The organism is Streptomyces sp. NPDC029164 (genome assembly GCF_055563995.1).
The window spans coordinates 49779-75776 of sequence record NZ_JBVHWW010000005.1; the positions used below are offsets into that span (position 1 = coordinate 49779).

17 protein-coding genes are annotated in these 25998 nt (G+C 75.0%); 12 read left to right on the forward strand and 5 right to left on the reverse strand.

Going from position 1 to position 25998, the window contains the following annotated elements:
• Positions 1–62 precede the first annotated feature (62 nt).
• From ACZ4VT_RS06800 to ACZ4VT_RS06835, 8 genes are read left to right on the forward strand one after another with little or no spacing between them, the layout of a single operon-like run.
• Positions 63–1874 (forward strand): fatty acyl-AMP ligase, encoded by a 1812-nt coding sequence (locus tag ACZ4VT_RS06800; protein WP_467947260.1) that lies wholly within the window; start codon positions 63–65, stop codon positions 1872–1874.
• A complete protein-coding gene (locus ACZ4VT_RS06805; RefSeq protein ID WP_467947262.1) occupies positions 1871–3682 on the forward strand; it encodes an acyl-CoA dehydrogenase in 1812 nt (603 codons plus the stop codon). Before ACZ4VT_RS06800 ends, ACZ4VT_RS06805 begins: the two co-directional genes overlap by 4 nt.
• On the forward strand, positions 3679–3981 hold the full coding sequence (locus ACZ4VT_RS06810) for an acyl carrier protein (protein ID WP_467947263.1): 303 nt from the start codon (positions 3679–3681) through the stop codon (positions 3979–3981). The genes ACZ4VT_RS06805 and ACZ4VT_RS06810 overlap by 4 nt, the downstream gene beginning before the upstream one ends.
• Positions 3981–6950: a type I polyketide synthase gene (locus tag ACZ4VT_RS06815; RefSeq protein ID WP_467947265.1), complete on the forward strand. Its 2970-nt coding sequence runs from the start codon at positions 3981–3983 to the stop codon at positions 6948–6950. Before ACZ4VT_RS06810 ends, ACZ4VT_RS06815 begins: the two co-directional genes overlap by 1 nt.
• The gene (locus ACZ4VT_RS06820) at positions 6947–8005 is read left to right on the forward strand and encodes a 3-oxoacyl-ACP synthase III family protein (protein WP_467947267.1); all 1059 of its coding nucleotides are present in this window, start codon (positions 6947–6949) and stop codon (positions 8003–8005) included. The genes ACZ4VT_RS06815 and ACZ4VT_RS06820 overlap by 4 nt, the downstream gene beginning before the upstream one ends.
• A 7-nt stretch (positions 8006–8012) precedes the next feature.
• Positions 8013–9944 carry an HAD-IIIC family phosphatase gene (locus tag ACZ4VT_RS06825; RefSeq protein WP_467947269.1) on the forward strand — a complete coding sequence of 644 codons (1932 nt, stop codon included), beginning with the start codon at positions 8013–8015 and terminating at the stop codon, positions 9942–9944.
• A complete protein-coding gene (locus tag ACZ4VT_RS06830) occupies positions 9931–10167 on the forward strand; it encodes a phosphopantetheine-binding protein (RefSeq protein WP_362807644.1) in 237 nt (78 codons plus the stop codon). The genes ACZ4VT_RS06825 and ACZ4VT_RS06830 overlap by 14 nt, the downstream gene beginning before the upstream one ends.
• Complete coding sequence (locus ACZ4VT_RS06835; RefSeq protein WP_467947271.1) at positions 10164–11078, forward strand: 4'-phosphopantetheinyl transferase family protein; 915 nt, start codon at positions 10164–10166, stop codon at positions 11076–11078. Before ACZ4VT_RS06830 ends, ACZ4VT_RS06835 begins: the two co-directional genes overlap by 4 nt.
• Before the next feature lie 16 nt (positions 11079–11094).
• Here the strand turns inward: ACZ4VT_RS06835 and ACZ4VT_RS06840 are convergent, their stop codons facing one another.
• Positions 11095–12132 (reverse strand): LuxR C-terminal-related transcriptional regulator, encoded by a 1038-nt coding sequence (locus tag ACZ4VT_RS06840; protein ID WP_467947273.1) that lies wholly within the window; start codon positions 12130–12132, stop codon positions 11095–11097.
• Positions 12133–12339: 207 nt separating this feature from the next.
• On the opposite strand from ACZ4VT_RS06840, the gene ACZ4VT_RS06845 reads away from it, so the two are divergent.
• The gene (locus ACZ4VT_RS06845; RefSeq protein WP_467947275.1) at positions 12340–12495 is read left to right on the forward strand and encodes a hypothetical protein; all 156 of its coding nucleotides are present in this window, start codon (positions 12340–12342) and stop codon (positions 12493–12495) included.
• Positions 12496–12516: 21 nt separating this feature from the next.
• Here the strand turns inward: ACZ4VT_RS06845 and ACZ4VT_RS06850 are convergent, their stop codons facing one another.
• Complete coding sequence (locus ACZ4VT_RS06850; protein ID WP_467947277.1) at positions 12517–13245, reverse strand: 4'-phosphopantetheinyl transferase family protein; 729 nt, start codon at positions 13243–13245, stop codon at positions 12517–12519.
• A 310-nt stretch (positions 13246–13555) separates the two neighbouring features.
• Between ACZ4VT_RS06850 and ACZ4VT_RS06855 the strand changes: the two genes are divergently transcribed.
• From ACZ4VT_RS06855 to ACZ4VT_RS06865, 3 genes are all read left to right on the forward strand, one after another.
• Positions 13556–14383, forward strand: coding sequence for a metallophosphoesterase family protein (locus tag ACZ4VT_RS06855; protein WP_467947278.1), 828 nt, complete (start codon positions 13556–13558; stop codon positions 14381–14383).
• Positions 14384–14528: 145 nt separating this feature from the next.
• Positions 14529–17234: a helix-turn-helix transcriptional regulator gene (locus ACZ4VT_RS06860; RefSeq protein ID WP_467947280.1), complete on the forward strand. Its 2706-nt coding sequence runs from the start codon at positions 14529–14531 to the stop codon at positions 17232–17234.
• Positions 17235–17399: 165 nt separating this feature from the next.
• Complete coding sequence (locus tag ACZ4VT_RS06865; protein ID WP_467947281.1) at positions 17400–18350, forward strand: polyprenyl synthetase family protein; 951 nt, start codon at positions 17400–17402, stop codon at positions 18348–18350.
• A gap of 823 nt (positions 18351–19173) precedes the next feature.
• Here ACZ4VT_RS06865 and ACZ4VT_RS06870 read toward each other — a convergent pair.
• From ACZ4VT_RS06870 to ACZ4VT_RS06880, 3 genes are read right to left on the reverse strand one after another with little or no spacing between them, the layout of a single operon-like run.
• On the reverse strand, positions 19174–20901 hold the full coding sequence (locus ACZ4VT_RS06870; protein WP_467947282.1) for an AMP-binding protein: 1728 nt from the start codon (positions 20899–20901) through the stop codon (positions 19174–19176).
• Entirely contained in the window at positions 20892–23213 is a 2322-nt protein-coding gene (locus tag ACZ4VT_RS06875; RefSeq protein ID WP_467947283.1) for an ATP-binding protein, read from the reverse strand. The genes ACZ4VT_RS06870 and ACZ4VT_RS06875 overlap by 10 nt, the downstream gene beginning before the upstream one ends.
• On the reverse strand, positions 23210–25993 hold the full coding sequence (locus ACZ4VT_RS06880; RefSeq protein WP_467947285.1) for an AfsR/SARP family transcriptional regulator: 2784 nt from the start codon (positions 25991–25993) through the stop codon (positions 23210–23212). Before ACZ4VT_RS06880 ends, ACZ4VT_RS06875 begins: the two co-directional genes overlap by 4 nt.
• Positions 25994–25998: the final 5 nt, after the last annotated feature.

Below are 25998 nucleotides of genomic sequence, written 5' to 3' on the forward strand. Positions count from 1 at the left end.
AGGATCCGGGGGAATCGAGGTCCGCCATTCCACGGGCCCGCTGACCCGAGGGGATGCCGCGGATGTCACCGTCACGCTTCGCCACCTTCACCGAACTCCTCCGGGTTCGGGCGGCTGAACTCGCCGACGAGGACGTACACGTCTTCCTCCGCGACACGGCCGGCGGCGTGGAGGCCGAGCACCTCACCTACGGCGAACTGGACCGCGAGGGCAGACGGATCGGAGCCTGCCTGCGCGAACACGGGGCGACCGGACAGCCGGTGCTGCTGGTCTACTCCTCCACCGTCGAATTCCTCAAGGCGTTCACCGGCTGCCTCTACGCCGGCGCCATCGCGGTCCCCGTACCCATGCCGGGCGAGGCCGGCCGCGACAAGCGGCTCAACCGCACCACCGCGGTCCTCAAGGACACCGCCGCGAAGGTGGTCCTCACCGAGACGGCCGCAGCCCCCGAGGTCGCCCTGTGGCTCGCCCGCAACGCCGGCCCCGACGCGGTGTGCGTGGTCAGCGACGTGCCCGGCATCGGCGACGCCGACGCCTTCCAGCCCGTCAACGCCCGCCCCGACGACCTGGTGTTCCTCCAGTACACCTCGGGCTCCGTCTCCGAACCGCGCGGCGTGACCGTCTCGCACCGCAACCTCCTGGCCAACCAGGCCGCCCTGCAGAAGGCGCTGAGGACCACCCGCGAGGACGTCTTCGGAAGCTGGCTGCCCTACTTCCACGACATGGGACTGGTCGCCCACCTCCTGCACCCGGTGTGGCTCGGCAGCCACAGCGTCCAGGTCACCCCGCTGTCCTTCGTCAAGCGCCCGCTGCGCTGGCTCCAGGCCATCGACGCGTACGGCGTCACCGTCGGCGGCGGCCCCAACTTCTCCTACGACCTGTGCGTACGCCGCGTGAAGGACGAGCAGATCGCCGCGCTCGACCTGTCCCGCTGGCGGCTGGCCCTCAACGGCGCCGAACCCGTACGCCCCGAGAGCCTCGACGAGTTCGCCGAGCGGTTCGCCCCGGCCGGCTTCCGCCCCGAGGCCCTCTACCCCTGCTACGGACTGGCCGAGGCGACCCTCGTCGTCTCCGGCGGGGTCCCCGGCACCCCGCACGTCCGCAGGGACTTCGACCGGACCGCCCTCCAGCGCGACCAGGTGCTCCGCGCCGGATCCGGACAGAACGTCAAGACCCTGATCGGCTGCGGCACCCCGGCCGACGTGGAGGTCCGCATCGTCGACCCCCTGACCCACCGCGAACTGCCGGCCGGCGCCGTCGGCGAGATCTGGCTGCGCGGCTACAGCGTGGCCCGCGGCTACTGGCGGCGGCCCACCGAGACCGCCCACACCTTCCTCGCCAGCCTCAACGGCGAGGAGAGCAACTTCCTGCGCACCGGCGACCTGGGCATGCTCGAAGAGGGCGAACTGTTCGTCACCGGGCGGCTCAAGGAAGTCATCATCATCAACGGCCGCAACGTGTACCCCCAGGACATCGAATGGGCCGCCCGGACCGTCAGCCCCGCGCTGACCTTCGGCGCCGGGGCCGCGTTCTCCGTGGACGCCGGCGGCGAGCAGCTCGTCCTCGTCCAGGAGGTGCGCGGGGCGGGCAGCGCCGAACTGCGCACCGTCGCCCAGCGGATGCAGGCCCTGATCGGCAAGGAGTTCGAGATCCCGGCCGGCAACGTGCTCCTGGTGCGCCCCGGCACCGTACGCCGCACCAGCAGCGGCAAGGTCCAGCGCACCCTGATGCGCAAGCTCTTCCTCGACGGCGTCCTGCGCGGCGAGTACGAGGTGCTGACCCCGGACGTGTACGCGCTGGCCCGCGCCGAGGACGTGCTGTTCGGGGAGGACCTGCTGCGGCCGGAAGGAGCCGACGGAGGAAGACGGTGGTGACGTCGCTCCTCGGCGACCAGGCAGCGGCCCAGCGGCGCGAGAGGACCGTCCGGGCCCGGGTGGCCGAGCTGGAGTCGCTGTTCGGCGACCCCTCGGACCCGGCCAACCCGGTCGGCTACACCGCGCTGCTGGAGGCCGACCGGGCCGCGGTGCCCTTCGCCGCCGGCGAGGCGCTGCTCGACGGGTTCGGCATCACCGACGAGTACATTCCGCGCGCCCTGGGCGGGCGGCTCGACGGGATGGACACCCTGGTCAGGATCATGCGCCCGGTCTTCCGCCGGGACGTGGGCCTGGCCATGGGCCACGGCATGACCACCTTCATGGCGGCTTCCGACGTCTGGACCGCCGGGAGCTCCCGGCAGCGGCACTGGCTCGCGGGGCTGCTGCGCGACGGCGGCAAGGCGGCCATCGCGCAGCACGAGACCGCCCACAGCAACGACTACGTACGCAGTCAGGTCACCGCCCGCCGCAGCGGCGACGGCTATCTGATCAGCGGCGGCAAGCCCATGGTCAACGACCTGGAGCGGGCCGGGGCGCTCGTGCTGTTCTGCCGTACCGACCCGGCCCCCGGCAGCCGCAGCCACTCGGTGCTCCTGCTGGAACCCGGGCAGCTGACGGACGCACGGGCCGCGGTGACGGCCCGCCGAACCCCCGTCGGGCTGCGCGGCTGCCGGTTCGCCGGGATCGAGTTCGACGACTGTCCGGTGCCCGCCTCCGCCCTGCTCGGCCCGGAGGGCAGCGGAATCACGACCGCCCTGCGGTCCTTCCAGATCAGCCGGACCGTGATCGCCGCGACGGCCGTCGCGGCCCTCGACACCAGCCTGCGCACCGCCGTCCGCTTCGACCGGGAGCGCTCCGGCGGCTGGCAGTCGGGCGGCCGCGGTGACGGCGGCCGCACCGGCGCGGCGCTCAGCAACGCCTTCGTCAACCTCCTGCTGTACGACGCCCTCGCCGTCGTCGCCACCCGGGCCCTGCACCTGCTGCCCGCCGAGACCAGCGTCTACTCGGCGGCGCTCAAGTACCTGCTGCCCCGCGTGCTCACCGAGACCATGTACGACCTGTCCATCGTGCTCGGCTCCGGCTTCTACACCCGCGAGGGCACCCTCGGCATCTTCCAGAAGCACGTCAGGGACGTACCGGTGCTCAGCCTCGGCCACGCCGGGACCGTCGCCTGCCAGGCCACCGTCATCCCGCAGATGCCGCGGCTGGCGAGGGCGTCCTGGTTCGTCGAGGACGAGGCGCCCGCCGCGCTGTTCCGGCTGCAGGGCGACCTGCCGCCGCTGCGGACCGACCGGCTCAGCCTCGCGTGCGGCCGGGACTCCCTCAGCGCGACCATGCTCGCCGTCAGCGCGGGCATCGACGGCACCGGCCCCGTCGAGAGCGCCCTGCGCACGCTCGCCGGGCAGCTCGTCGAGGAGTTCCGCGACGTACGGGCCCGGGTGCTGCGACTGGACGCGGCCGGCACGGCGGCCACCGCCCAGCCCGCGAAGTTCGCCCTCATGGACCGGTACGCGCTGCTGCTCGCCGCGGCCGCCGTGCTGGGGCTGTGGGACCAGGGCCGCTACGGCCCCGACCCGTTCCTCGCCGACCCGTCCTGGGCCGCCGCCGCACTCCACCGCATCGCCCGGCGGCTGGGCACGCGCGTCGCCGACCTGCCGGCGGAGTGCGAGACCCGGATCCGGCACGAGGTCCAGCTCCGCTTCAGCACCCAGATCAGCTACGACCTCTATTCCACGCCCATCCCCGGCTGGCCGGTCGCCCGGCCGGCCGGCGGACGCGCCGTACGCACTGAAGGAGTCCCACGATGACCGTTCCCACCGCTCGGCCCGCCGCGGCCATCGACGGCGCGCTGCCGCACGAGTGGCTGTACGCCCGGCTCTCGCTCTACCTGCGGCGCGCACCCGAGACCATCGACCCGGGCGTGCCGCTCGCCGAGTACGGCATGGACTCGGTGGCGGCGCTGAGCCTGTGCGGCGACCTGGAGGACGAGTTCGGCCTGGAGGTGGAGCCCACCCTGCTGTGGGACCACCCCACCGTGACCAGCCTGGCCGGCTACCTGTCCACGGTGCTCCCGGCCGCCTCGCCGGACGCGCGGGGCCGGCACTGATGGGGGACGTCGCCGTCGTCGGGATCGACTGCGCGTTCCCCGGGGCGGCGGGCGTGCAGGCGTACTGGGACCTGCTGATGCGCGGCGGCGACGGCATCGGCCCCGTGCCCGCGCAGCGCTGGGAGGCCAGGGACTTCCCCGCCGTCAGCGGCAGCGGCGGTTTCATCGACGACGCCGATGTCTTCGACAGCGACTTCTTCTCCGTCACCCCGCGCGAGGCCGCCGCGATGGACCCGCACCACCGGCTCCTGCTGCCCTGCGCCTGGCGGGCGCTGGAGGACTCGGGCCGCGCCCCCGGCGACCTCGCGGGCACCGAGACCGGGGTGTTCGTCGGCGTGATGGGCGGCGAATGGGGCCGCCTCACCATGAGCGACCTCGCCCGCGTCACCCCGCTGCTCGGCGCCGGCAGCAGCGCCGGCATGGCGGCCAACCGGATCTCCTACCACTTCAACTTCACCGGACCGAGCCTCGCCGTCGACACGGCCTGCTCGTCCTCGCTCGTCGCCGTCCACCTCGCCGCCGGCTCCCTGCTGACCGGGGAGTGCGACACCGCCCTGGCCGGCGGGGTCAACATCGTGCTCTCGCCCTCCCTGGGCATGGTCTACGGCCAGCTGGGCCTGGCCGCCTCCGACGGACGCTGCAAGCCCTTCAGCGCCGACGCCGACGGGATCGGACGCAGCGACGGCGTGGGCCTCGTGGTGCTGCGCCGGCTGGAGGACGCCCTCGCCGACGGACAGCGGATCTACGCCGTCCTGCGCGGCAGCGCCGTCAACCAGGACGGCCGCAGCAACGGGGTGATCGCCCCCAACCGCTGGTCGCAGCAGCGGGTGCTGGACTCCGCGTACCGGCGCGCCGGGGTCACCCCCGACCGGGTCGCCTTCGTGGAAGCGCACGGCACCGGGACCGTACTCGGCGACGCCATCGAGTGCGCGGCGCTCGGCGCGGTCCACGGGGTCCCGCGCGAGACCCCCTGCGCGATCGGCTCCGTGAAGGGCAACCTAGGCCACACCGAGGGCGCGGCGGGCATCGCCGGCCTCATCAAGACCGTGCTGGCCCTGCACCACCGGATCGTCCCCGCCAGCCTGTTCGCCGACCGCGAGAACCCGCGGCTGCGGCTCGGCGAACGCGGCATGCGGCTGCTGAAGTCCCCGATGCGGCTGCCGCGCGGGGAGAGCCTCGCCGGCGTCAGCAGCTTCGGCATGGGCGGCACGAACGCCCACGCCGTGCTCGGCTCGGCGCCCCGGATCCCGCTCGCCCCGGGAGCCCGTACGGGCGGGGCACGCGACGCACGCGACGCCGTCGGCGTCTTCACCGTCAGCGGCGACACGCCCGAGGCGCTGCGCCGCAACCTCGCCGCGCAGGCCGAGGCGGTGGCCAGGCGGCCGCGCGGCGGCGCGGCGGCCCTGTGCTGGAGCAGCAACCGGATCAAGACCGGCCTGCCGCACCGGTTCGCGGTCCCCGTGCGCGACACCGACGAGCTCGTGGCCGCACTGCGCCGCGCGGCGGGCCCGCAGGACGTGGCCGGGAGCGGCGGGCGCCCGTGGGGCAGGCCGGTCGTGGCCTTCCTCTTCACCGGCCAGGGCAGCGAGTTCCCCGGCATGACGGCCGGGCTCCACCGCGACTCCCCGGCCTACCGGCGCCATCTCGCCGAGGCCGACGAGGCGCTCGCCGCGCACCTCGGCACGTCGGTGCGCGAGCTGATCCTCAGCGGCGACGAACGGGTGCACCGGCCCGAGTGCGCGCAGCCGGCGCTGTTCGCCGTCGGCTACGCGCTGGCCCGTACCCTCATCTCGCTCGGGATCACCCCGGCGGCCGTCCTCGGCCACAGCCTGGGCGAGTACGCCGCGGCCGTGATCGCCGGGGCCCTCTCCCTCGACGAGGCCGCCCGGCTGGTGGTCCGGCGCGGCGCGCTGATGGGCGAACTGCCCGCGGGCGGCGCCATGATGGCCGCCGGCACCGGCCCCGAGGAGCTCGCCGAGCTGCTGGCGGGAGAGCCGGGCACGGTCCTGGCCGCGCTCAACGGCCCCGCGGACACCGTGGTCTCCGGACCGCTGGAGGCACTGGAGCGGATCGGACGGGCGCTCACGGGCCGCGGCGTACGGGTCGAACCGCTGCCCGTCTCCCACGCCTTCCACTCGCCCCTGATGGCCCCGGCCGCCGCCGGCCTGCGCACCGAGTCGGTGCGCTGCGGGCCGCCCACCGTGCCGGTGGCCTCGACCCGGCACGGCCGGATGCTGCGCCACGAGCTCATGGACGCCGGCTACTGGGCCGACCAGATCGAGGAGCCCGTGCTCATGGACACCGCGCTCGGCGCCCTCGTCGCCGACGTGGCCCCCACCCATCTGATCGAGATCGGGCCGCGCGGCACGCTCCTGCAGATCGCCGCCCGCGGCGGTCGCGCGGCGGCGGCGGAGCTCCTGCACCCCGCCCCGGGCGCCGGGGCCACGGGGAGGGAGCTCGCGGAGACCGTCGCCGCCCTGTACCGGGGCGGGCTGGACCCCCTCTGGGAGGAGCTGTACGCACCGGGGCACCGGGTCGTCGAAGCGCTGAGCCCGTACGTCTTCTCGTCGGCGCAGCGCCACTGGGACCGGCAGGCACTCGTGCACACCGCCCCGCCCCAGCCCGCCGGGCCCGTCGCCGTTCCCCCCGTCACCGTCCCGCCGGTCGCCGAGCCTTCCGGGGCCGGGGCCGGCGGGGCCGGGGACCACGCCGACGATCCGGTGCTGCTCGCGGTCGTCCAGGCCGTCACCGAGGTCGGCGGCTACCCCCCGGAACGCGTGGTGCGCGAGGCCCGCTTCTACGAGGACCTCGGCTTCGACTCGGTGATGATCATGCAGCTGAAGAACCAGGTGGAGGCCAGGCTGCCACGGGTCGGCGAGGTCTCCGTCCAGCAGATGCTGCCCGCGCTGCGCTCGGTCGGCTCGCTGGCCGCCTTCCTCGACGACATGCTCCTGGCGAGGTCGGCATGACGCGGGCGGCGGACGCGGCGGACGCGGCGGACGCGGCGGACCGCGCCACGGTCTACCTCGCGGCGACCGGTACGGCGCTGCCCGGCGACCCGGTGGACAACACCGCGCTCGGTGCGCTGCTGGGCGTGAGCGAGGAGTGGATCGACCTCTTCGTCGGCACCAGGACCCGGCACTTCGGCTGGGACCCGGTCACCGGAGAGGTCCGCGGCTCGCTCGCCGACCTGTGCGCCGAGGCCGGCGCCCAGGCCATGAGCACGGCGGGACTGGCCCCCGCCGACATCGAGTTCGTGGTGCTCGCGACCGCGACCCCCGACCTGCTCCTGCCGACCACCGCGAGCGAGGTCGCCGACCGCCTGGGCCTCGACCACCTGCCGGTCTACCAGATCCAGGCGGGCTGCTCCGGCGCCGTCCAGGCCCTCGACCTGGGCCGCACCCTGATCCTCGGCGGCCGCCGGGCCGGCCTGATCCTCGGCGGGGACGTCACGCACCGGTTCCTGTCGCCGCGCCGGGACACCGCCCGGATGCCCACCGAGGAACTGGTCAACTACGTCCTCTTCGGGGACGGGGCCGGCGCCGCCGTCCTCACGGACGAGCCCGAGGGCGAGCGGGTCGCCGTACGGGCCGTGCTGAACTCCTGGACCGGGCAGGGCCGTCCGCCCGGCCAGCTCCTGGACTGGTACGGCACCACCGACCGCGACTCGGGGCGGCGGATGCTGGCCGAGGACTACAAGGCGATCGAGGAGCACGTGCCGAAGATCTCCGTGGAGATCCTCTGGGAGCTGCTCGGGGGACTCGGATGGAGCCTCGACGACATCGGCTTCCTGCTGCCGCCCCAGCTGTCCGAGCGGATGACCGCGCGCATCGTCGAGCGGCTGCCGGCCGGCCCCGCCCGGGAGGTCTCCTGCGTGTCCGAGACGGGCAACACGGGCAACGCCCTGCCCTTCCTGCAACTCGAGCGGCTGCTCCCGCAGTTCGCCGCCGGGGACCGGGCGCTGGCCCTGTGCGTGGAGTCCAGCAGGTGGATCCGGGCCGGGTTCGCGCTGGAGAAGGTGTGAGGCGGCGATGACGAGCGGACTGGACCGGCTGCGCGAACTGCGTGCGCAGGGCGTGCTGGAGAAGGCGTACGACCAGGTACCCGGGCTGCTCGCGCTGGAGAGCGGGCCGGGCGGACCCCGGGCCGGGTCGGGGACGACCGGAGGGGCGGTGCCCGCGGCGGCGGCCGGCCGGCTGCTCGGCGGACTCGACGCCGACGCCGTGCTGGCCCACCACCCGCGGACCCCCGTCGTGACGGTGGCGGTCACCGGCCAGTCCACCGTCGGCCACGTCATCGACCCGCTCCGGGGCGAACTGGCCCGCCACGGAATGCTGCTGAGGCCGGTTCTCGGCGAACACGGCACCTACCTGCGCGACCTGACCGACCCCGGCAGCGAGCTGTGGACGGCCCGGCCGGACCTCACCCTGTGCCTGCTGGACGCCGAGACCGTCTTCGCCCAGGTCCCCGCGGTGTGGCGGCCCGAGGACGTGGAACGCGCGGCCGAGGAGGTGCTGGGCCGGTGCGCCGCGCTGGCCGAAGCGGCCCCCGGGACCCTGGTGCTCAACACCGTCCCGCTGCCGCGCGGCCACAGCCATCAGCTGATCGACCACCGCTCCCGGGCCCTCCTGGGGGCGGTGTGGCGGGAGTTCAACGCCCGGCTGCTGCGGCTCACCGAGTCCGATCCCGGCGGCCGGCTCGTGGTGATCGACCTGGACCCGCTGATCGGAGAGGGCGGCCCGGTCACCGACCCCCGGCTGGCCGGCCACGCCAAGGTCCGGCTCGGTGCGGAACTCCTCGCCGCCTACGCCCGCGAGGTCGGACACCTGGCCCGCGCGCTGGCCGGCCGGGTCCGCAAGTGCCTGGTGCTCGACCTCGACAACACCCTGTGGGACGGGGTGCTCGGCGAGGAGGGGCCCGAGGGCATCGCGGCGGCCGGCACCCTGCGCGGGGAGGCCTTCGGGACCTTCCAGAAGTGCGTCAAACAGCTCGGCTCCCAAGGCGTGCTCCTCGCGGTCAGCAGCAAGAACGACGAGGGCCCGGTCCTGCGGGCGCTGAACACCCACCCCGATCTGGTGCTGCGCGAGGGCGACTTCGTACGGATCAACGCCAACTGGGAGCCCAAGGACGCCAATCTGGCCGACATCGCCCGAGAACTGGACCTCGGCACGGACGCCCTCGTCTTCGCCGACGACTCACCGGCCGAGCGCGCGCAGGTACGGCACGGGACGCCCGACGTGGCCGTCGTGGCGCTCGACGGGGAACCCGCGCTGCACGTGACCCGGCTGCTGGCCGACGGCTGGTTCGACACCCCGCGGCTGACCGACGAGGACCGGGCCCGGACCGGCGAGTACCACCGGCAGCGCGAGCGCCGGGCGCTGCACGCCGGTTCGGCCTCGCACGAGGAGTTCCTGCGGGCACTGGAGGTCCGGGTCGGGCTCGCCCCGCCCCGCCCGCACGAGTTCGCCCGGATGTCCCAGCTGACCCTGCGCACCCACCAGTTCAACCTGGCCGGCGGGGGCCACCCGGAGTCCGAGCTGGCCGTGCTGGCCGCCGACCCGGCCCGGCTGCTGCTCGCCGCCCGCAGCGCGGACCGGTTCGGCGACAACGGCCTGGTCGGAGCGGTGCTCGGGACCGTCACGGAAGGCGTGCTGCACCTGGACAACATGTGGCTCAGCTGCCGGGTGCTCGCCCGCGGTGTCGAACAGGCCTGTCTCGCGGTGCTGCTGGACCGGGCCCGCGCGCTCGGGCTGTCCGGGGTGACGGCCCGGTACGTCCCCACCGCGCGCAACCACCGCGCCCGCGGCCTCTACCCCTCCTGCGGCTTCACGCGGACGGGGACCGGCGGGCCGGCGGACGCGGCGGTGGAGTTCCACCACGACCTGGCGCGGGTACCGGACGTACCCGCGCACGTGCGCATCACCGAAACCCCGGGGGGAAGGGGAAGCGATGAGCCTCGATAGCCTCGACGAGTTCCTGCGGACGGTCCGCGACGACCTTGGCCTGGACATCGCGATTCCCGAGGGCGCGGACACCGCACTGGTGGACCTGCCCGGCTGGGACTCACTGAACCTGCTTCGCCTGGTGGCCCTCCTGGAGGAATCCGGCCACCGGGTACCGGTACACCGTCTGCTGGAGGCGCACCGCTTCCGGGAGATCCACACCCTCGTGAAGGAGTACGGATGACTGCCCCGGGCAGCCCCTCGCTCGGCCCCCCGCTCGGCGAGCCCGTCGCCGTGGTGCCGGGAGGCGACTCGTGGGACCGGGTACGGGAGGACCTCGCCACCCACGGGACGGCGCTGGTCTACGCGTGGCTGAGGGACCTGGAGCCGCGCGTGCCGTCCGGCGACGGGCTGCGCGAGCTGCTCGGCCGGGACTGGACGCGCTACCTCGACCTGACGCACGCCGATGTCCGCGGCCGCTACACCGCCTCCCGGATGCTCCTGAAGTACGCGGCGAGCGCGGTGCTCGACAGCGATCCCGCGGACCTGGAACTGGCCTACGGACCGACCGGACGCCCGTACCTGCGCGGCTGCGACCAGATCGACATCAGCCTCAGCCACACCGAGGACCTGCTGCTCGTCGGGCTGACGACCACCGGCCTCATCGGGGTGGACGCGGAGCGGGCCGACCGCGAGATGCACGCCGGCGGGCTGGGCCGGCACATCTGCACGCCGTACGAGTCGGTGCTGCTGTCCGGGATGCCGGAGGCGGAGCGCAACGACGCGCTCGTGCGGCTGTGGACCCTCAAGGAGGCCTACAGCAAGGCCATCGGCCAGGGCATGCAGTTCCGGTTCACGGAGTTCGGGTTCGGTCCGGACGGCAGGGCCGTGCGGGTCCAGCGGCCGGACGGGACCGCGGGGACCGGGGACGAGTGGATCTTCCGTACGTTCCCGGTCGCCGACGGCTACGTCGTCAGTGCCGCGGTGTACGACGCGGGCTTCGGCCGGCTCCAGGACGCCCACGTCACCACGATGCTCGACCAGGACTGCGTGGACGCGATCACGGAGGCGCTCGACGAGACGGTGCGGGAGGAGAGGGCGTACGAGGAGGGGGCGAACGGCGGGGAGCCGTACGGCGGGGACGGCGGCCGCTGAGACCACGTCGCCGGGATCACGACAGGGAGGGGACCGACCCCCCGGAGAGCATTTCCTGCCGGGCCGCGTTGTAGCCCGCCTGGAAGCGGCTGGTGGCCTCCAGCTCCTCGGTGATCTCGGCGATGTGGCGGCGGCAGGTGCGCACGGACATGCCGAGCCGGCGCGCGACCATCTCGTCCTTGTACCCCTTGGTCATCAGCCGGATGATCGACCACTTGAGCTCGTCCGAGGAGGCCGGGGAGCGTTGGGAGTCGACGACGTAGGGGGACGCGCCGTCCCACAGGTACTCGAAGACGGAGCACAGGAACGCCACGAGCGTGGGCTCGCGGACGATCGCCGCACCGGGCGCGCTGTCGCCGTGGGTGCGTTCCGGCAGGAAGACGACCTCCCGGTCGTAGATGATCAGCCGGTCGATGACTTCGTCCGCGGTGCGGATCTCCGCGCCCTGTTCGCTGACCTCGCGGACGTAGGAGCGGGTGGGCAGGTCATTGCGGGCGGTGTGCTGATAGATCGTCCGAATCCGGACGCCGCGGGAGAGGGTGGACAGGGCCGAGTCCTTGGCCTTCGCGAGCAGATCCGCCGGGCGTGCGCCGCCGGGCTGGACGGTGAGCAGCTCGCTCTTGCAGTTCTGGCTCAGGTGGTCGAGCATCGCCTGGATCCGGGAGACGTCGGTGATGACGTCGAAGGCCTCCAGCCGGTTGCGCAGGCGGCGCCCCTCGAAGTACAGGGGTGTCAGGGACAGCAGCTTGGCCCGGACGTCGGTGACCGCCTGCTGCAGGTCGCGTATGTGCCGTTCGGCGGGCCCCACCAGGGAGGCGGCCGCGACATCGGGTGTGACGGGGGTGAGCTCGCTGGCGTTCCCCGGCATGGACTGCAACAGACGCACCCCGGCCAGCACCTGTTCCACCCGTACGACCTCTTCGGACGTCAGTGACAGCTGCTCGGCGATCTGATCGCGTACGAAGCGGCCGCGCTGGACCGCGAGACCGTACGCGGTGGCGCTGACGTCGTCCAGCTCGGCGAACCCTGAATCCGAGCCCTCCCCAGTAAACATGCCAGCCCCCGCTGATCGGTGTAATTGCTGCCACGTAACTTTACGCCAACGTACCGCCCTTGGCGTGGCTGATCGAGATCAAGCAGTCTGTTCGCATCACCCGGAGCCACTGAGTCGGAAGTGTCCGGCGGTGCGGGTGGAGTGGAACTCGATCTTCGACTGGGGGAAGTCGTGAGAACTATTTCCGTTAAGGTATCTTCGATTTACTTGACTGTGGTGACGAGTGTGGTATTAGCGCTGGGAGTTCAGGCCACGGCGGGCCCGGTGGTGTCGAACGCGTCCGCCGACTCCCTGATCACCGTCGCGCTCGACGGGGGCACCCCTGAGGTGGGTGTCGTACCGGACGACGACCGATGGGGATGACCGACCTCCCCGGCTAGTGGTTCAGAAGGCGCTCCCCGCACGGCAGATGCGGGGAGCGCCTCTCCGTACCGGAGCGCCCACGGCGGCGAGCCGGACAGCAGGCACCGCTATGGCACTCAGCAGTACGCCGTTCTCCGCCGACCAGCGGCCGCTGAACGAGGTCGGCCCGGCCGGGGAGAGTGTGGAGGGATCCGGCAACAGCCGGGCGTGGAAGGTCTCCTGCCCGGGATCCACGCTCACCAGGGCGTCGGTGAAGTCGAGTTCCTGGCCCGTGAGCGGGAACCAGGTCTTGTAGACGGCCTCCTTGATGCTGAAGAGCAGCCGGTCCCACGCCACCTCGGGCGCCGCCCGCCCCAGCTCCCGCACGAGACGGAGCTCGTCGGGCAGGGCGATCGAGTCGAGAACCCCTTCCGGCATGGGGGCGTTGGGCTCCGCGTCGACTCCCACGGAGGCGAACTCGGCGCTCCGGGCGAGTGCCACACCCCGGAAACCGGCGCAGTGGGTCATGGATCCCACGACCGAAGGCGCCCACTGCGGGACACCGCGCCGGCCCGGCACCACGGGAGCGGGCGGCAGGCCCAGCTGTCCCATGGCGCGACGGGCGCACCACCTGACGGTCCCGAACTCCAGCCGCCGCTTGGGTACGGCGTTGCGGATCAGGCGCTCCTCCTCGGGGTAGAGGAAGACGTCGGCAGGGTCGGTGGTGGCTTCGGCGGTCGCGACGTTCGCGGGCAGGAGCTTTGTGAGCACGGCATTCCCTCGGGTCGCTGTTTCGGTCTGACAGCTCCCACGCTCGCTCTGTCGCCCCGCCACGACCAGGAACGAAGTCCCAGGTCAACCGGACTGACCCGGAGTAACCCCGGTTCTCTCCCAGGCTGCTGCCATCCACCGGGCCGTGCAACCGGCGCCTGCGGGGGCACTGCCGGGTGACCGGGCGGGCATTGTCATCTCCCTGTCATGTGCCCGAACAGGGGTTCGTTCTCGTCAATTGAGGGGTAGGGAAGGGGTGTTCATGCCGCCTCCGACCGTGCAGACTCACGGAATGCCGCACGGAAACCTCATGGGTATCAGCGACCTCCATGTCGGATTCCCGGAGAACCGCCGGATCGTCGAGGAGCTCTATCCCGACAGTCCCGCCGACTGGCTCATCGTGGCCGGCGACGTGAGCGAGTCGCTCGACGATCTCCGATGGGTGCTCGACCTGCTCACCCGGCGCTACGCCACCGTGGTGTGGGCACCCGGGAACCACGAACTGTGGACCGTACGCGACGATCCGCACCCCCTGCGCGGCGAGGCCCGCTACCGGCGGCTGGTCGAGATCTGCCGCTCCTTCGGCGTGCACACGCCCGAGGACCCCTACCCCGTCTGGGCGGGGCCGGGCGGCCCGCTCATCGTGGCCCCCCTCTTCCTGCTGTACGACTACACCTTCCGCACCCCCACGGCCGCCACCAGGGAAGAAGCCCTGGAGCAGGCGTACGAGGCCGGGGTGGTCTGTACGGACGAGTTCATGCTGCACCCCGACCCGTACGCCTCCCGGGAGGCGTGGTGCCGGGCCCGGGTCGCCGCCACCGAGCAGCGGCTGGCCGCCTGCGACCCCGACCTGCGCACCGTGCTCGTCAACCACTTCCCGCTCGTGCGCACCCCCACCCGGATCCTGCGGCACCCGGAGTTCGCCCAGTGGTGCGGCACCGAGCTCACCGCCGACTGGCACACGCGGTTCCGGGCCGCCGCCGTCGTCTACGGGCACCTGCACATCCCGCGCACCACCTGGTACGACGGAGTGCGCTTCGAGGAGGTGTCCGTGGGCTATCCGCGGGAGTGGCAGAGGCCCGGACACCCGCGCGACACCCCGCGCCGGATCTTCCCCGTCGCCGGCCGCGGGAATTGATGCGTGGCAACTTCCGGACAGTGTGGGCCGCGTCGTCCCCGCCTAGACTGACCGTGAATTCCTGCTCGCTCCACGCTCGAACAGTCCCGTTCCGTGCTCGCGCTTTCCTGCCGAATGTGCGGAACAGGGACACTGGGGGACTCTTATGCTTTTGTTCCGGCGCGCCGAGGAAATTGCCCTATTAGATGCGCTGCTCTCCGGCTGCGCGGCCGGGAATTCCGGACTGCTGCTCGTCGAGGGTGCGGTCGGCTGCGGAAAGAGCGAATTCCTCGAAACAGCCGCCGGACAGGCGGAGATCCGCGGCGCAGCCGTTCTGCGCGCCATCGGCACCGCCGCCGAACAAGGCCACCCGCTGGGCGTCCTGCGCCAGCTGACCGCCGACGCCCCGGCCGGTGCGCTCCCCCCGCCGCCGGCGTCGCCGGACGAAGCGGAACGAGTCGAGTCCATGCGGACCTTCGCCGCGGCCGTCCGCGAACTGAGCCTCACCGCCCCGGTGGTCGTCTGCGTCGACGACCTCCACCACGCCGACGAGCTGTCCCGCCGCTACCTGCTGCACCTCGCGCGCGGCACCCGGCAGGCCGCCGTCCTGCTGGTGCTCGCCGAGTCCGCGCACGAACACGGCGACGACCCGCTGCCGCGCACCGAGCTGATCCGGCTGCCCCACTTCGCCCGACTGCGCCTGGAGCGGCTCGCACCCGAAGCCGTCCGCGCGATGCTGGCGGACCGGACCGAGGCGGAGGCCGGCCGGCTGTACGAGGCCAGCGGCGGAAACCCGCTGCTGCTGCGGGCCCTGCTCCAGGACCCGCAGGCCCTGCCCGGCGACTGCTACGCCGAGGCCGTGCTCGCCTGCCTGCACCACAGCGGTCCCGCCACGGCCGACCTGGCCCAGCCGATCGCCGTACTCGACGACCTCGCGACCCCGGCCCACCTCGCACGGCTGACCGGCGGCGCCGAGGCCAGCGCCGCCCGGGCGCTCACCGCGCTGGAGGCCGCGGGCCTGCTCGCCCCCCAGGGCGGGTTCCGGCACCCGGCCGCGCGGGCCGCCGTACTCGACCGGATGGACCCGGCCGCCCGGGCGGCCCTGCACCGCGAAGCCGCCCTGCTGGCCCGCGCGTCGGGCGCCCCCGACACCGCGGCCGCCGCACAGCTCCTCGCCGCACGGCACACCCGCGAGGAATGGGCCCTGCCCGTGCTGCGCTCGGCCGCCGACCAGCACCTCGCGGACGGGAACCTCGACCGCGCCGTGGCCCTCCTGCGGCTCGCCCACGAGGCCTGCCCGGACGACACGCGGCGCGCCGAAGTGAGCGTCAGGCTCAGCACCCTCGCCGGACGCACCGACCCGGCCGCCGCCGAACACCACCTCGCGGCCCCGCTGGCCGCCGTGGCCGGGGGCCGGCTGGACCCGCACGCCCTCGGCTCGCTGGCCCGGGCACTGGCCGCCCAGGGCCGCATCGACGCGGCCGTCGACGTACTGGAACGACTCGCGCCCGGCGACGGACGCCGCACCGGCGCACCGGGCGAGGACCCGCTGGACGGCCTCTCGGCGTTCCCCCAGTGGGCCGCCTCCGCCCGCCGCGGGAACACCGACGGCGGGCCGCACCCGGCGGTCCGCCCCGCCCGCACCGCCGTCCACCCGGCGGCCCTGTGGACCCTGCCGGGGGAGGCGGAGGAGGGCACGGCGGGCCGCGCCGCCGAACTGTTCCTGCGCGGGGCCACCCTCGCCGAGGGCACGGTGGAACCGGTCGCGCAGGCCCTGCGCACCCTGCTGTACCTCGACGGCCCGGCCCGCGCCCTGCCCTGGTGCGAGGAGTTCGTCCGGCAGGCGACGCAGCGCGGAGCCACCGGCTGGCGGGCCGTGTTCGCCGGCCTGCTCGCCGAGGCGCGGCTGCGCACCGGCGACCTGACGGGCGCCGCGGACACCGCCGAGGAGATCCTGCGCTCGGCGCCGGGGCGGCGCGGCAGCATCCTGCTGAGCGCGGTGGCGGGGACGCTGGCCCGGGCCCGCACCGCCATGGGCCGGCCCGAGGAGGCGGCGGCCGCCCTGAGCCGGCCCGTCCCCGCCGAACTGGCGGGCAGCGTCCACGTGCTGGGCCACCTGCGCGCCCGGGGCCAGTACGCGCTGGCGACGAGCCGGTTCCACGCGGCCCTCGGCGACTTCCTGGACATCGGCCGCCACATGAGGCGGTGGGGCCTGGACCGGCCCCGGGTCCTGCCCTGGCGCACGGACGCGGCGGAGGCCCTGCTCCGGCTCGGCGAGACCCACCAGGCGGAGCGGTTCCTCGCGGACCAGCTCACCACCCGGGACGCCGCCGACCCCTGGGTGCGCGGCATGTCGCTGCGGCTGCGGGCGTCCCTGCGCGAGCCGAGGGAGCGGCAGGCGATGCTCGCCCGGGCCGTCGACGAACTGCAGCGATCCGGCGATCAGTACGAACTGGCGCGCGCCATGGGCGATTTCGGCCAGGTGCTGCGCGAGGTGGGCGAACCGGCCCGGGCGGCCATGGTCGAACGCAGGGCCTGGCACCTGGCCAAGGCGAGCGGAGCCGAGGCGCTGTGCGTGAGGATCCTGCCCGGCCACACCGGTGAGGACGACGAGACGCGGGAGGCGGCCGAGGCGCCGGACGCCGGACTGGTGGCGAGCCTGAGCGAGTCGGAACGGCGGGTGGCCCTCCTCGCGGTGCACGGCCACACGAACCGGGAGATCTCGAAGAAGCTCTTCATCACCGTGAGCACGGTGGAACAGCACCTGACCCGGGTCTACCGCAAACTGAACATCCCCGGCCGGCAGGCCCTTCCGGCCGACCTCCAGCCGGGCGTCGCGGAGCTCGTCCGAGGCGGCGGGGACCCCGTATGACAAGGTGATGGCAAGCCAATCCCTCCCCGCCCGGGCGTGGCAGACATCAGGGACTCCCGGCCCCGCCGCGCACCCCGGAACCTGCCTGTGCGCGCTCTTCGGTGGCTTCCGCGCCCTGCGTACGGGAAAGTCGGTCATGAGGACGTAGCCCGCAGGGAGGGCACCATGACCACACCGACACACGACCAGCCGTGGCGCACCGCGCCGCCCGGACAGGTGCGTGACGCCATGATCGACCGGGTCGAGGAACGACTCGCCGGACTGCTCGCCGAGGAGCACCGCACCCGGCGCACGTCCGACCCGCGCAGCGCCGTCCTGGTGATGGGCGTGGCCGAGCTCGTCCAGGCCGGCGGGGAGCGGGCCCGACCCGCGATCTGCCTCACCGGGTACCTCGCCGCCGGCGGAGACCCGGCGGGGGCGGAGGCGGTGACCGCGGCCGCCGCCCTCGAACTGCTCGACACCTGCCTGGTGATCCGCGCCGACGTACGGGACAACGCACCGCTGCGCCGGGGCATCCCGACCCTGCACATCAGCCATGCCGCCGAGCACGAGCGCAACGGCTGGCGGGGCGAACCGCGCCGGTTCGGGGAGGGCACCGCCGTCCTCGCGGGGGACCTGGCCCTCGCCTACGGGGACCGACTGGCGGTCGGACTGCCGCACGAGGCACGGCGGTGGTGGGACGACCTGCGCGCCGAGCGGGCCATCGGCGCGCACATGGAGGCCGCCGCGGCGACCGAGTACCTCGACGACGCGTGGCCGGGGCAGTGCCTGGAGGTCTGCGGCAGCGGCTGCGGTGCGGGCTGGTACGGGCTGCGGCACGCGCTGCTGATCGGCGCCGCGCTGGCCGGACGGGAGGACCTGGGCGAGGCCTACGAGGCGTACGCCGGGGCCGTGCACGGGGCTTGGCGGATCCGCGGATTCCTGAGCGGCGGCCCGGGCTTCGACGGCGACGCGCAGTTCCTGCGCGACGTGTTCTTCGACGCGCAGGCGCGGGACCGGGCGGAGGAGACGATCGCCGGCCTTGTGCTCCGCGCGGACGAAGCCCTGGCGGGCGCCCGGATCCCCCGCGCCTGGCGCACCGAACTGGGCGCCCTGGCCCGCGAGCTGGCCGGCTGACCCGTCTGCCACGGCCCCGCACCCCGCGCCTCAAACGCCGGCGGGGCTGGAGTAGTGCGGCGGGGCTGAATGGTGCGGCGAGGCTGGGGAGGGTGCGGCGGGTTTGGACGGTGCGGCTCAAAGACCGGGGCTCCGCCCCGCACCCCGCGCCTCAAACGCCGGCGGGGCTGGATTTGGTGCGGCGAGGGCTGGATGGTGCGGCGAGGCTGGGGAGGGTGTGGCGGGTTTGGACGGTGCGGCTCAAAGTCCGGGGCTCCGCCCCGCACCCCGCGCCTCAAACGCCGGCGGGGCTGGAGTAGTGCGGCGGGGCTGAATGGTGCGGCGAGGCTGGGGAGGGTGTGGCGGGTTTGGACGGTGCGGCTCAAAGACCGGGGCTCCGCCCCGCACCCCGCGCCTCAAACGCCGGCGGGGCTGGAGTAGTGCGGCGGGGCTGGATTTGGTGCGGCGGAGGCTGAACATGGTGCCGTGGGACTGGATGGTGCGGCAAGGTTGGAGGGGCTGGGGTAGCAGCCGGGGCCGGTTGGGACGGGGTCGGGTGTGTGTCGGGGTGATCCCCGCAGGGCGTCGAACGCAAGGTGCCTCCGCTCTCCGACTCCTCGTCACGTTCGGCGCCCGAGGAGACGCCCCGGCGCGCGCCCGGCCCCGGCACAACCGGCCCCCCGTACTACCCCGCCCGAGCGGCGCAGCCAACCGGCGCCCGGCCCCGGCCCAACCGGCCCCCGTACTACCCCGCCCGAGCGGCGCAGCCAACCGGCGGCGCAGCCAACCGGCGGCGCAGCCGACCGGGCCACCGAGCCCGCGCGAGCGTCGTCGCCGGCCGGGGTCAGGTGGGGGAGGGGCGGGGGGTGCCGGGGTGGAGGCGGGTCAGCCAGGTGCGGAGGGCGCCGCGTCGGATCCGGCCGCCCTCGTCCCGCGGCAGGGCGCCGACGATCTCCAGCCGCGTGGGCAGGAAGGCCTCCGCGACGCCCAGCGAGACGAGGTGCTCGCGCAGTTCGGCCGGCCCCGGCGGCCGGTCAAGGGCGGTCGGGACCACGACGGCGCAGGGCAGCTCCCCGTGCTCGGGGTCGGTGTAGGCGACGACCGCCGCCTCGCGCACCCGGGGGTGGGTCAGCAGCTGTTCTTCCACCTCGGCGACCGGGACCATGAAGATGGCGCCGGTCCGCGTGCCGGCCCGGGCGAGGACCCGTATCCCGCCGTGCCGGTCGGCGGTCGCCAGGTCACCCGTGTCGAGCCAGCCGTCCCCCCGCTCCCAGGTGGGCACCGGCGCCGGGGCGCCGTGGCGCCAGGTGGCCAGGCAGACCGACGGGCCGCGCACCTCCAGCGGCGACGTGGCGTCGGCGGCCGACACCTCCAGTCCCCGCAGCGGGTGTACCCCGTCACCGCCCCGCGGGGTGTTCCCGGAGAGCGCGCCCATGCCGAGCTCGGGCGCACCCCACACGGAGAGCGCCGGTACGCCGAACACCTCGCGGAGCTCGGCGGCGAGCGGCGCCGGTGTGCTGGTGCGGCCCCCCGACAGCACCAGCCGCAGCCGGTCCGTCTCCCGGCGGCGCCGGCGCTGCGCGGTGACCAGCTCGGACAGGTAGGCCGGCTCCGCGTAGACCTGGTCGACCCCGGCCGCGGCCATCAGGTCGAGGCACCGGCCCGGATCCCACACGTCCTGGAGGACCCCCGTCCCGCCGACCGCCAGCGGCCAGCACACGGTGTACAGCAGCGAGGCCAGCGAGGTGAGCGGCAGCGTGCTGAGGAAGACCTCGCCGGGCCGCCGCCCCGGGCCGTCGGGCCCGCTCTGGGCCGAGATGTTGGCGTACAGGGTGTTGGGGGAGTGCAGCACCGAGGTGTACGCGTCCCGCAGGCCCATGACGCTGATCAGCAGCGCGGGCCGGTCGGCCTGCCCGCCGCGCGGCCGGCTGCGCAGGCCCGCCTCGGTGCGCTCGTGCGCGGTGCGCTGGAAGTACGCGGTGAAATCGACCGCTCCGGTCGCCGCCGCGTCCCCGAGGACGACCCGGTGGCGCAGCCACGGCAGCCGCCCGGCGAGGTCCGCGAGGGCCTCGGCGTGCGCGAAGCCCTCCCAGACGTCCGGCACCACGCAGATCCGGGCCCGGGTGCCGTCCAGGATCCGGTGGAGCCCGTGGGCCCGTACCGTCGGCAGTACAGGCACGGCGACCGCGCCGACCCGCAGACAGGCGAGGGTGAGGGCCGCGGTCTCCCACCAGTCGGGCAGCTGGAAGGCGACCGGATCGCCCGGGGCGACCCCGAGCGAGGTCAGGGCGCCGGCGAACCGGTCGACGTACCGGGCGAGCTGGGCGTAGCCGAGGGTGACCCGGCGCAGGCCGGCGGGCCGGTGCGCGCGCTCCGAGACGATGGCGGGGCGCCCGGGCGCGCGGGCGGCCGTACGGTACAGGTCGTCGAGGAAGGTCTGCGGGCGCCACCAGCCGGCCGCCCGGAACCGCTCCGCGACCTCGGCGGGCGGGGTCAGGTCCAGCGGGCGGGCCGGGGTGGGCCCGGGGCGCGTGGCCGCCGTACCGCGCGCGGCGGGGCCGGTCAGGCCCATCGGCCCACCGCCCCGGCCACCTGCACGCGCGAACTGCACCCGAGGCGGCGCATCACGTGCCGGACGTGATTGACGACGGTCCACTCGGAGATATCCAGCCTGGCTGCTATCTGACGGTTGGTCATTCCTTCGGAGACCAGCAGGGCCACCTGGACCTGCCGCGGGGTGAGCGACTGTGTTTCGGCCGCCGTCCCGGCCGCGGCGCGCCGCGAGGGCGCGGGCGCGGAAAGGGCCTCCGCCACCGCCGCGGGCACGGGCATCCGGACCCCCTCCGCCCAGGCCACGGCGAAGTCGGTCCAGCCGAGGCGCGCGCTCAGCTCCGTACGGGCCCGCTCGGCCGCGGACCGCCACTCGTCCGGCACCTGCGCTCCCGTCTCGGCGCGCAGGGTGTCGGCCGCCGCCAGCAGCCGGACCGCGCGCGGCTGCTGGGCGGGCGCGGTGCGGAGCAGCAGCAGGGAGAACTCCTCCAGCACGCCCGGCAGTTCGGTCCGCTCGCCGAAGGCCCCGTACAGCCGCAGGCTCTCCCGCAGCGCCCGGTCCGCCCCGTCCGGCTCGTCGCCCTCCAGGGCGAGCGCGGCCGCGAGCCGCAGCGCGCCCGCGAGCCCCCGCCCGTCGCGGATCCGGCGGAACGTCTCCACGGACCGGTCCAGCAGCTCCTGCGCCTTGCGCCGGTCGCCCTCGGCGCGCAGGACGGCGGCGAGCGAGCCCGCCGCCTCGGCCGCGCCCCCGGTGACGCCCATCGACTCCAGCGCGTTGAGGGCGGTCACCAGGACGGCCCGCGCGCCCGCCGGATCGCCGGCCCGCAGCAGGGCGGCGCCGAGCCGGGCGGAGACGAGCGCGTTCTGCCGGCGGTCGCCGACGCCCTTGCCCAGGGCCAGCGCGTGCCGGTGGCGGCGGACGGCCTCCTGCGGATCGCCCAGGGCGAGCGCGAACACGCCGGACGTGTCGGAGAGCCGGGCCCGTACGGCCTCCGGCAGCGCCGCCCCGCCCGCCTCGGCGGTGTCGTCGCACCACTCCAGTCCCTCCCGCAGCCGCCCCTGCGCCAGCCACGGGAGGCGGCAGCCGAGCACCAGGGCGGCCGTGGTCTCGCTGTCGCCGCGCTCGCGCAGCCGCCGCAGGGCGCCGCTCACGTTGGCGCCCTCGGCCGCCAGCTCGCGCAGCAGCCGCTCCTGTCCGGTGCCCCGCAGGCCCGGCAGCGCGGCGGTGACCAGCAGCCGGTAGCGCTCCGCGTGCGCGTCCAGGGCCGCACCCTCGCGGCCCGAATCCACCAGCCCGGCGCGGCAGTGGGACCGTACGGGCTCGGGCACCGCCAGCCGCAGCTCCCCCTGCTCCTCGCCCACCACGGAGAGCAGCCCGCGGTCCAGCAGGGACTCGACGGCCGGCTCGGCCGACAGCCCGGCCGCCGACAGGCCGAAGCCCGGCTCGTACACCGAGAGCCGGCCCAGCAGCGCGCGGGCGCCCTCGTCCAGGCCGCGGCAGCTCCACTCGGCGAGCGCGGCGAGCGAGCGGTGCCGTTCGGGCGCGTTCGCCGGGCCGCCCGACAGGATGGTCGTACGGCCGCGCAGCCGCCCGGGCAACAGGTGCGCGGGGAACAGCCGCAGCCGCCGCGCCGCGAGTTCGACGGCCAGCGGCAGGCCGCCCAGCAGCGTGCAGATCTCGGCGACGGCCCCGGCGTTCTCCAGGGTGAGGGCGAAGGAGGGGTCGGCGTCCCGGGCCCGGCGCACGAACAGCGCGACCGAGGCCGCCTCCTGCACCTCCTGCGGATCGGCGGCGCCGCCGGCCGCTCCCCGACGGGGCCCCGGTACGGGCAGCGGCGCCAGCGGCAACAGCTGCTCCCCGTACACCCCGAGCGGCTCCACGGCGGTGGCCAGCACCACCACGCGCGGATCGCCGGCGAGGGCCTCCACGGCCGCGGCGGCGGCCGGGCGCGCCTCGTGGTCACAGCCGTCGAGCACCACCAGGATCCGGCCGGCCGGGTCGTGCGGACCGCCAGGGTCGCGCGTCTGCGGCAGGTCCGGCAGGTCCGGCAAGTACGGCAGGTCCGGGCTCGTGACCGCGGGGTCCAGGTGCTCCACGCGGGCGAACTCGCCGCAGGCCTCACCGCCGGCCTCCCCGCCCATCTCCCCACTGATCTCCCGTACGACCTCCAGGGCCAGCCGGCTCTTGCCCACACCGGCCCGCCCCGTCACCGTCACCAGCCGCACCGCCGGGTCCCGCAACCGCTCCCGCAGCGCCGCGGCTTCGAGCTCGCGGCCGACGAGCTCCGGCACCGGACCGAGGGCGTGTCCCGCCGACCCCTGCCACCCGTTCATGTGCGGACCCCGGCCGGATGGATCCGCCAGAGCCCCGGACGGATCTCCACGGCACGCGTCGCCGCGGGGCCCGAACCGGACCCGGACCCGGAGCCGGAGTCCGCGCCCGCCCCGGACGGGCCGCTCAGCGCGCGCAGCGAGCGCAACGCGTACACCTCCAGCCGGTGGTCGCGCAGCGCGCCCGCCAGCTCCAGGCACTCGCCGAACCAGGCCCGGGCACTCTCCGGCCCGTCCTGTGCCAGCGCCAGCAGCGCCCGCGCGCGGCTCGCCTCGTACCGGCCCCGCGTGCGGCCGGGCGCCGACAGGGCGGCGAGGGCGGGCTCCAGCAGGGCGGCCGCCTCCGCCGACTCACCGGCGTCCAGGCGCAGTTCGGCCAGTCCCACCAGGGCGCGCGCCGCCTCCTCCTCGTCGTCCGCGGCCCGGGCGAGGGCCAGCGCCCCGGAGAACAGCTCGTGGGCCCGCTCCACGCGCCGGTACTGCCAGGCGAGATCGCCGAGCGAGCGCAGCATCCGCGCCTGGGCCGGCCGGTCCGCGCACCGCTCGGCGGCGTCCAGGGCCAGCGTGTAGGCGGCCTCGCCCTCGTCCTGCACCCACGCGCCGGCCAGCGCGTCCGTCAGCCGCACCGTCAACGCCCACAGTCCGGCCTCGTACGCGGTCCTGGCCAGGCGTACGAGCCCGCGCGCACCGGAGTCCGGTACGTGACCGGGCTCCGCGGCGGCGGCGACGTACGCCCGGCCCACCCGCTCGGCCCCCGCACGCACCGTCCCGGGCTCCTCCTCCAGGGCCAGCCGTTCCACCGCCAGCAGTCGCAGCAGCTCCGGAAGCTGCCAGCCGTCCCGGTCCACCGCCACCAGCCGCTCGTCGGCCAGGGCCTCCAGAGCCGCCGAGGCCCGCGGCCCCGTCACGTCCAGCGCGGCGGCGGCCTGCACGGCGCCGAACCGGCCCGGGGGCAGCAGGGACAGCAGCCGGAAGGCCCGCCGCTGCTCTTCGGGGCACGCCGCGTACGCCTCCAGCAGGCGGGCCCGTACGTCCACGTCCCCGCTGCGCAGGGCGTCCAGGCGGCCTCTCTCCTCCCGCAGCCGCTCCGCCAGGGTGGCGGCCGACCAGTGCGGCCGGGCCGCGAGCTGCGCGGCGGCGGTCCGCACGGCGAGCGGCAGCCGCCCGCACAGTTCGGCGATCTCGGCGACCGTTCCCGGATCGGGGCCCGGGCCGGGATCGGCGACGGGAGTGCCGCCGCGGGTCACCGCGCGGGTCCCGGCGCGCCCGGTGAACAGCCCGGCGAGCCGCCTGGTCTCCTCGGGCCGCCACGGTCCGAGCACCACCGACCGCAGTCCGGGCAGCCCGGCGGGCACGCGGCGCGCGGTGAGCAGCACCACGGCGCCCCGCAGTGCGGGCAGCAGGGGACGCACCTGGGTCTCGGAGGTGACCCCGTCCAGGACCACCAGCACCCGGGGGGCCGCCGAGGGGCCGTCCGACGGGCCGGCGGGCCCGCCGGAGCCGTGCAGCAGCCGGTCCAGGGTCTGCGCCCGCTCCGCCTGCGGGCCGTCCGCCGGCGTGCCGGCGCCGTCCCGCAGGTCCATGAAGATCCGCCCGTCGGGGAAGGCGTCCGCGACCCGGTGCGCGGCCTCGACGGCGAGGGCCGTCTTTCCGGCGCCCGGCATGCCCGTGACGGCGACGCAGCCGCCCGCCGGGGCGCTGCGCAGCATCCGCTCCAGTGCGGTGAGTTCGTCGGCCCGGGCGGTGAAACAGGGGTCGGCGGCGGGCAGCGGCGCGCCGGGCGCCGCGGACGGGCCGCCCGCGGCGAGCCCGTCACGGGTGCCCGACGCCCGCTCGCCGTAAGCGACTTCGGTCCCGGCGCCGGCCGCGCCGTCGTCGTGCGTGGCCCGTCCCGGTCCGGCCGGCGCCACGCCGGTGCCCGCCTCCTTCGTCCCCGTCCCCGTCCCGGTCTCCGGCCTCGTCCCGGCCGCCGTCCTGGCCCTCGTCCCGGCCCCCGACCGCGACAGCGCGGGGTCGCCCTCCAGGATGCGCCGCTGGAGCCGGCTCGACGCCGGACCCGGCTCGATCCCGAGCTCCTCGACCAGGGTCTCGCGCAGCAGCGCGAACGCCCGTAAGGCCTCGGCCTGCCGCCCGCACCGGTACAGCGCCACCATCAGATGGGTGTGGAACTCCTCGTGCATCCGGTGCTCGGCCACCAGCTCCTGGAGTTCGGCGACGAGTTCACGGTGCAGCCCGAGGTGGAGCTCGGCCCGGATGCGCTCGTCGAGCGCCGTCGTGCGCGCCTCGGCCAGGCGCACGGCCGCGCCCTCCAGTACGGGACCGTGCGGGGTGTCCGACAGCACCGGCCCCCGCCACAGCGCGAGCGCCCGCCGCTGCAGCTCGGCCGCGGCGGCGAAGTCGGCTGCCTGCAGGGCCTGGTGGCCGCGCCGGGACAGCTCCTCGAAGGCCGTGCTGTCCACCGCGTCCGCGCCGACCCGCAGCAGATAGCCCGGCCGGCGGGTGACCAGCGCCTCCCGGCCGTTCTCCGGGTCGGCGCTCTGCAGGGTCTTGCGCAGGTGGGAGACGTACACCTGGAGCGTCGTCGTCGCGGTGCGCGGCGGCGCGTCCGGCCAGAGCTCGTCGATGAGGCTCTCCACCGACACGACCTCGTTCGCCCGGACCAGCAACGTGCCGAGGACGACCCGCAGTTTGGCGGCCTGCGGGGCATACGAGGTCGTCTGGCCGGTGTCCGTGGGGCCCGTACCGCCGGCGATCTCCAGCGGGCCCAGAATCCCGAAGCGCATGGTGC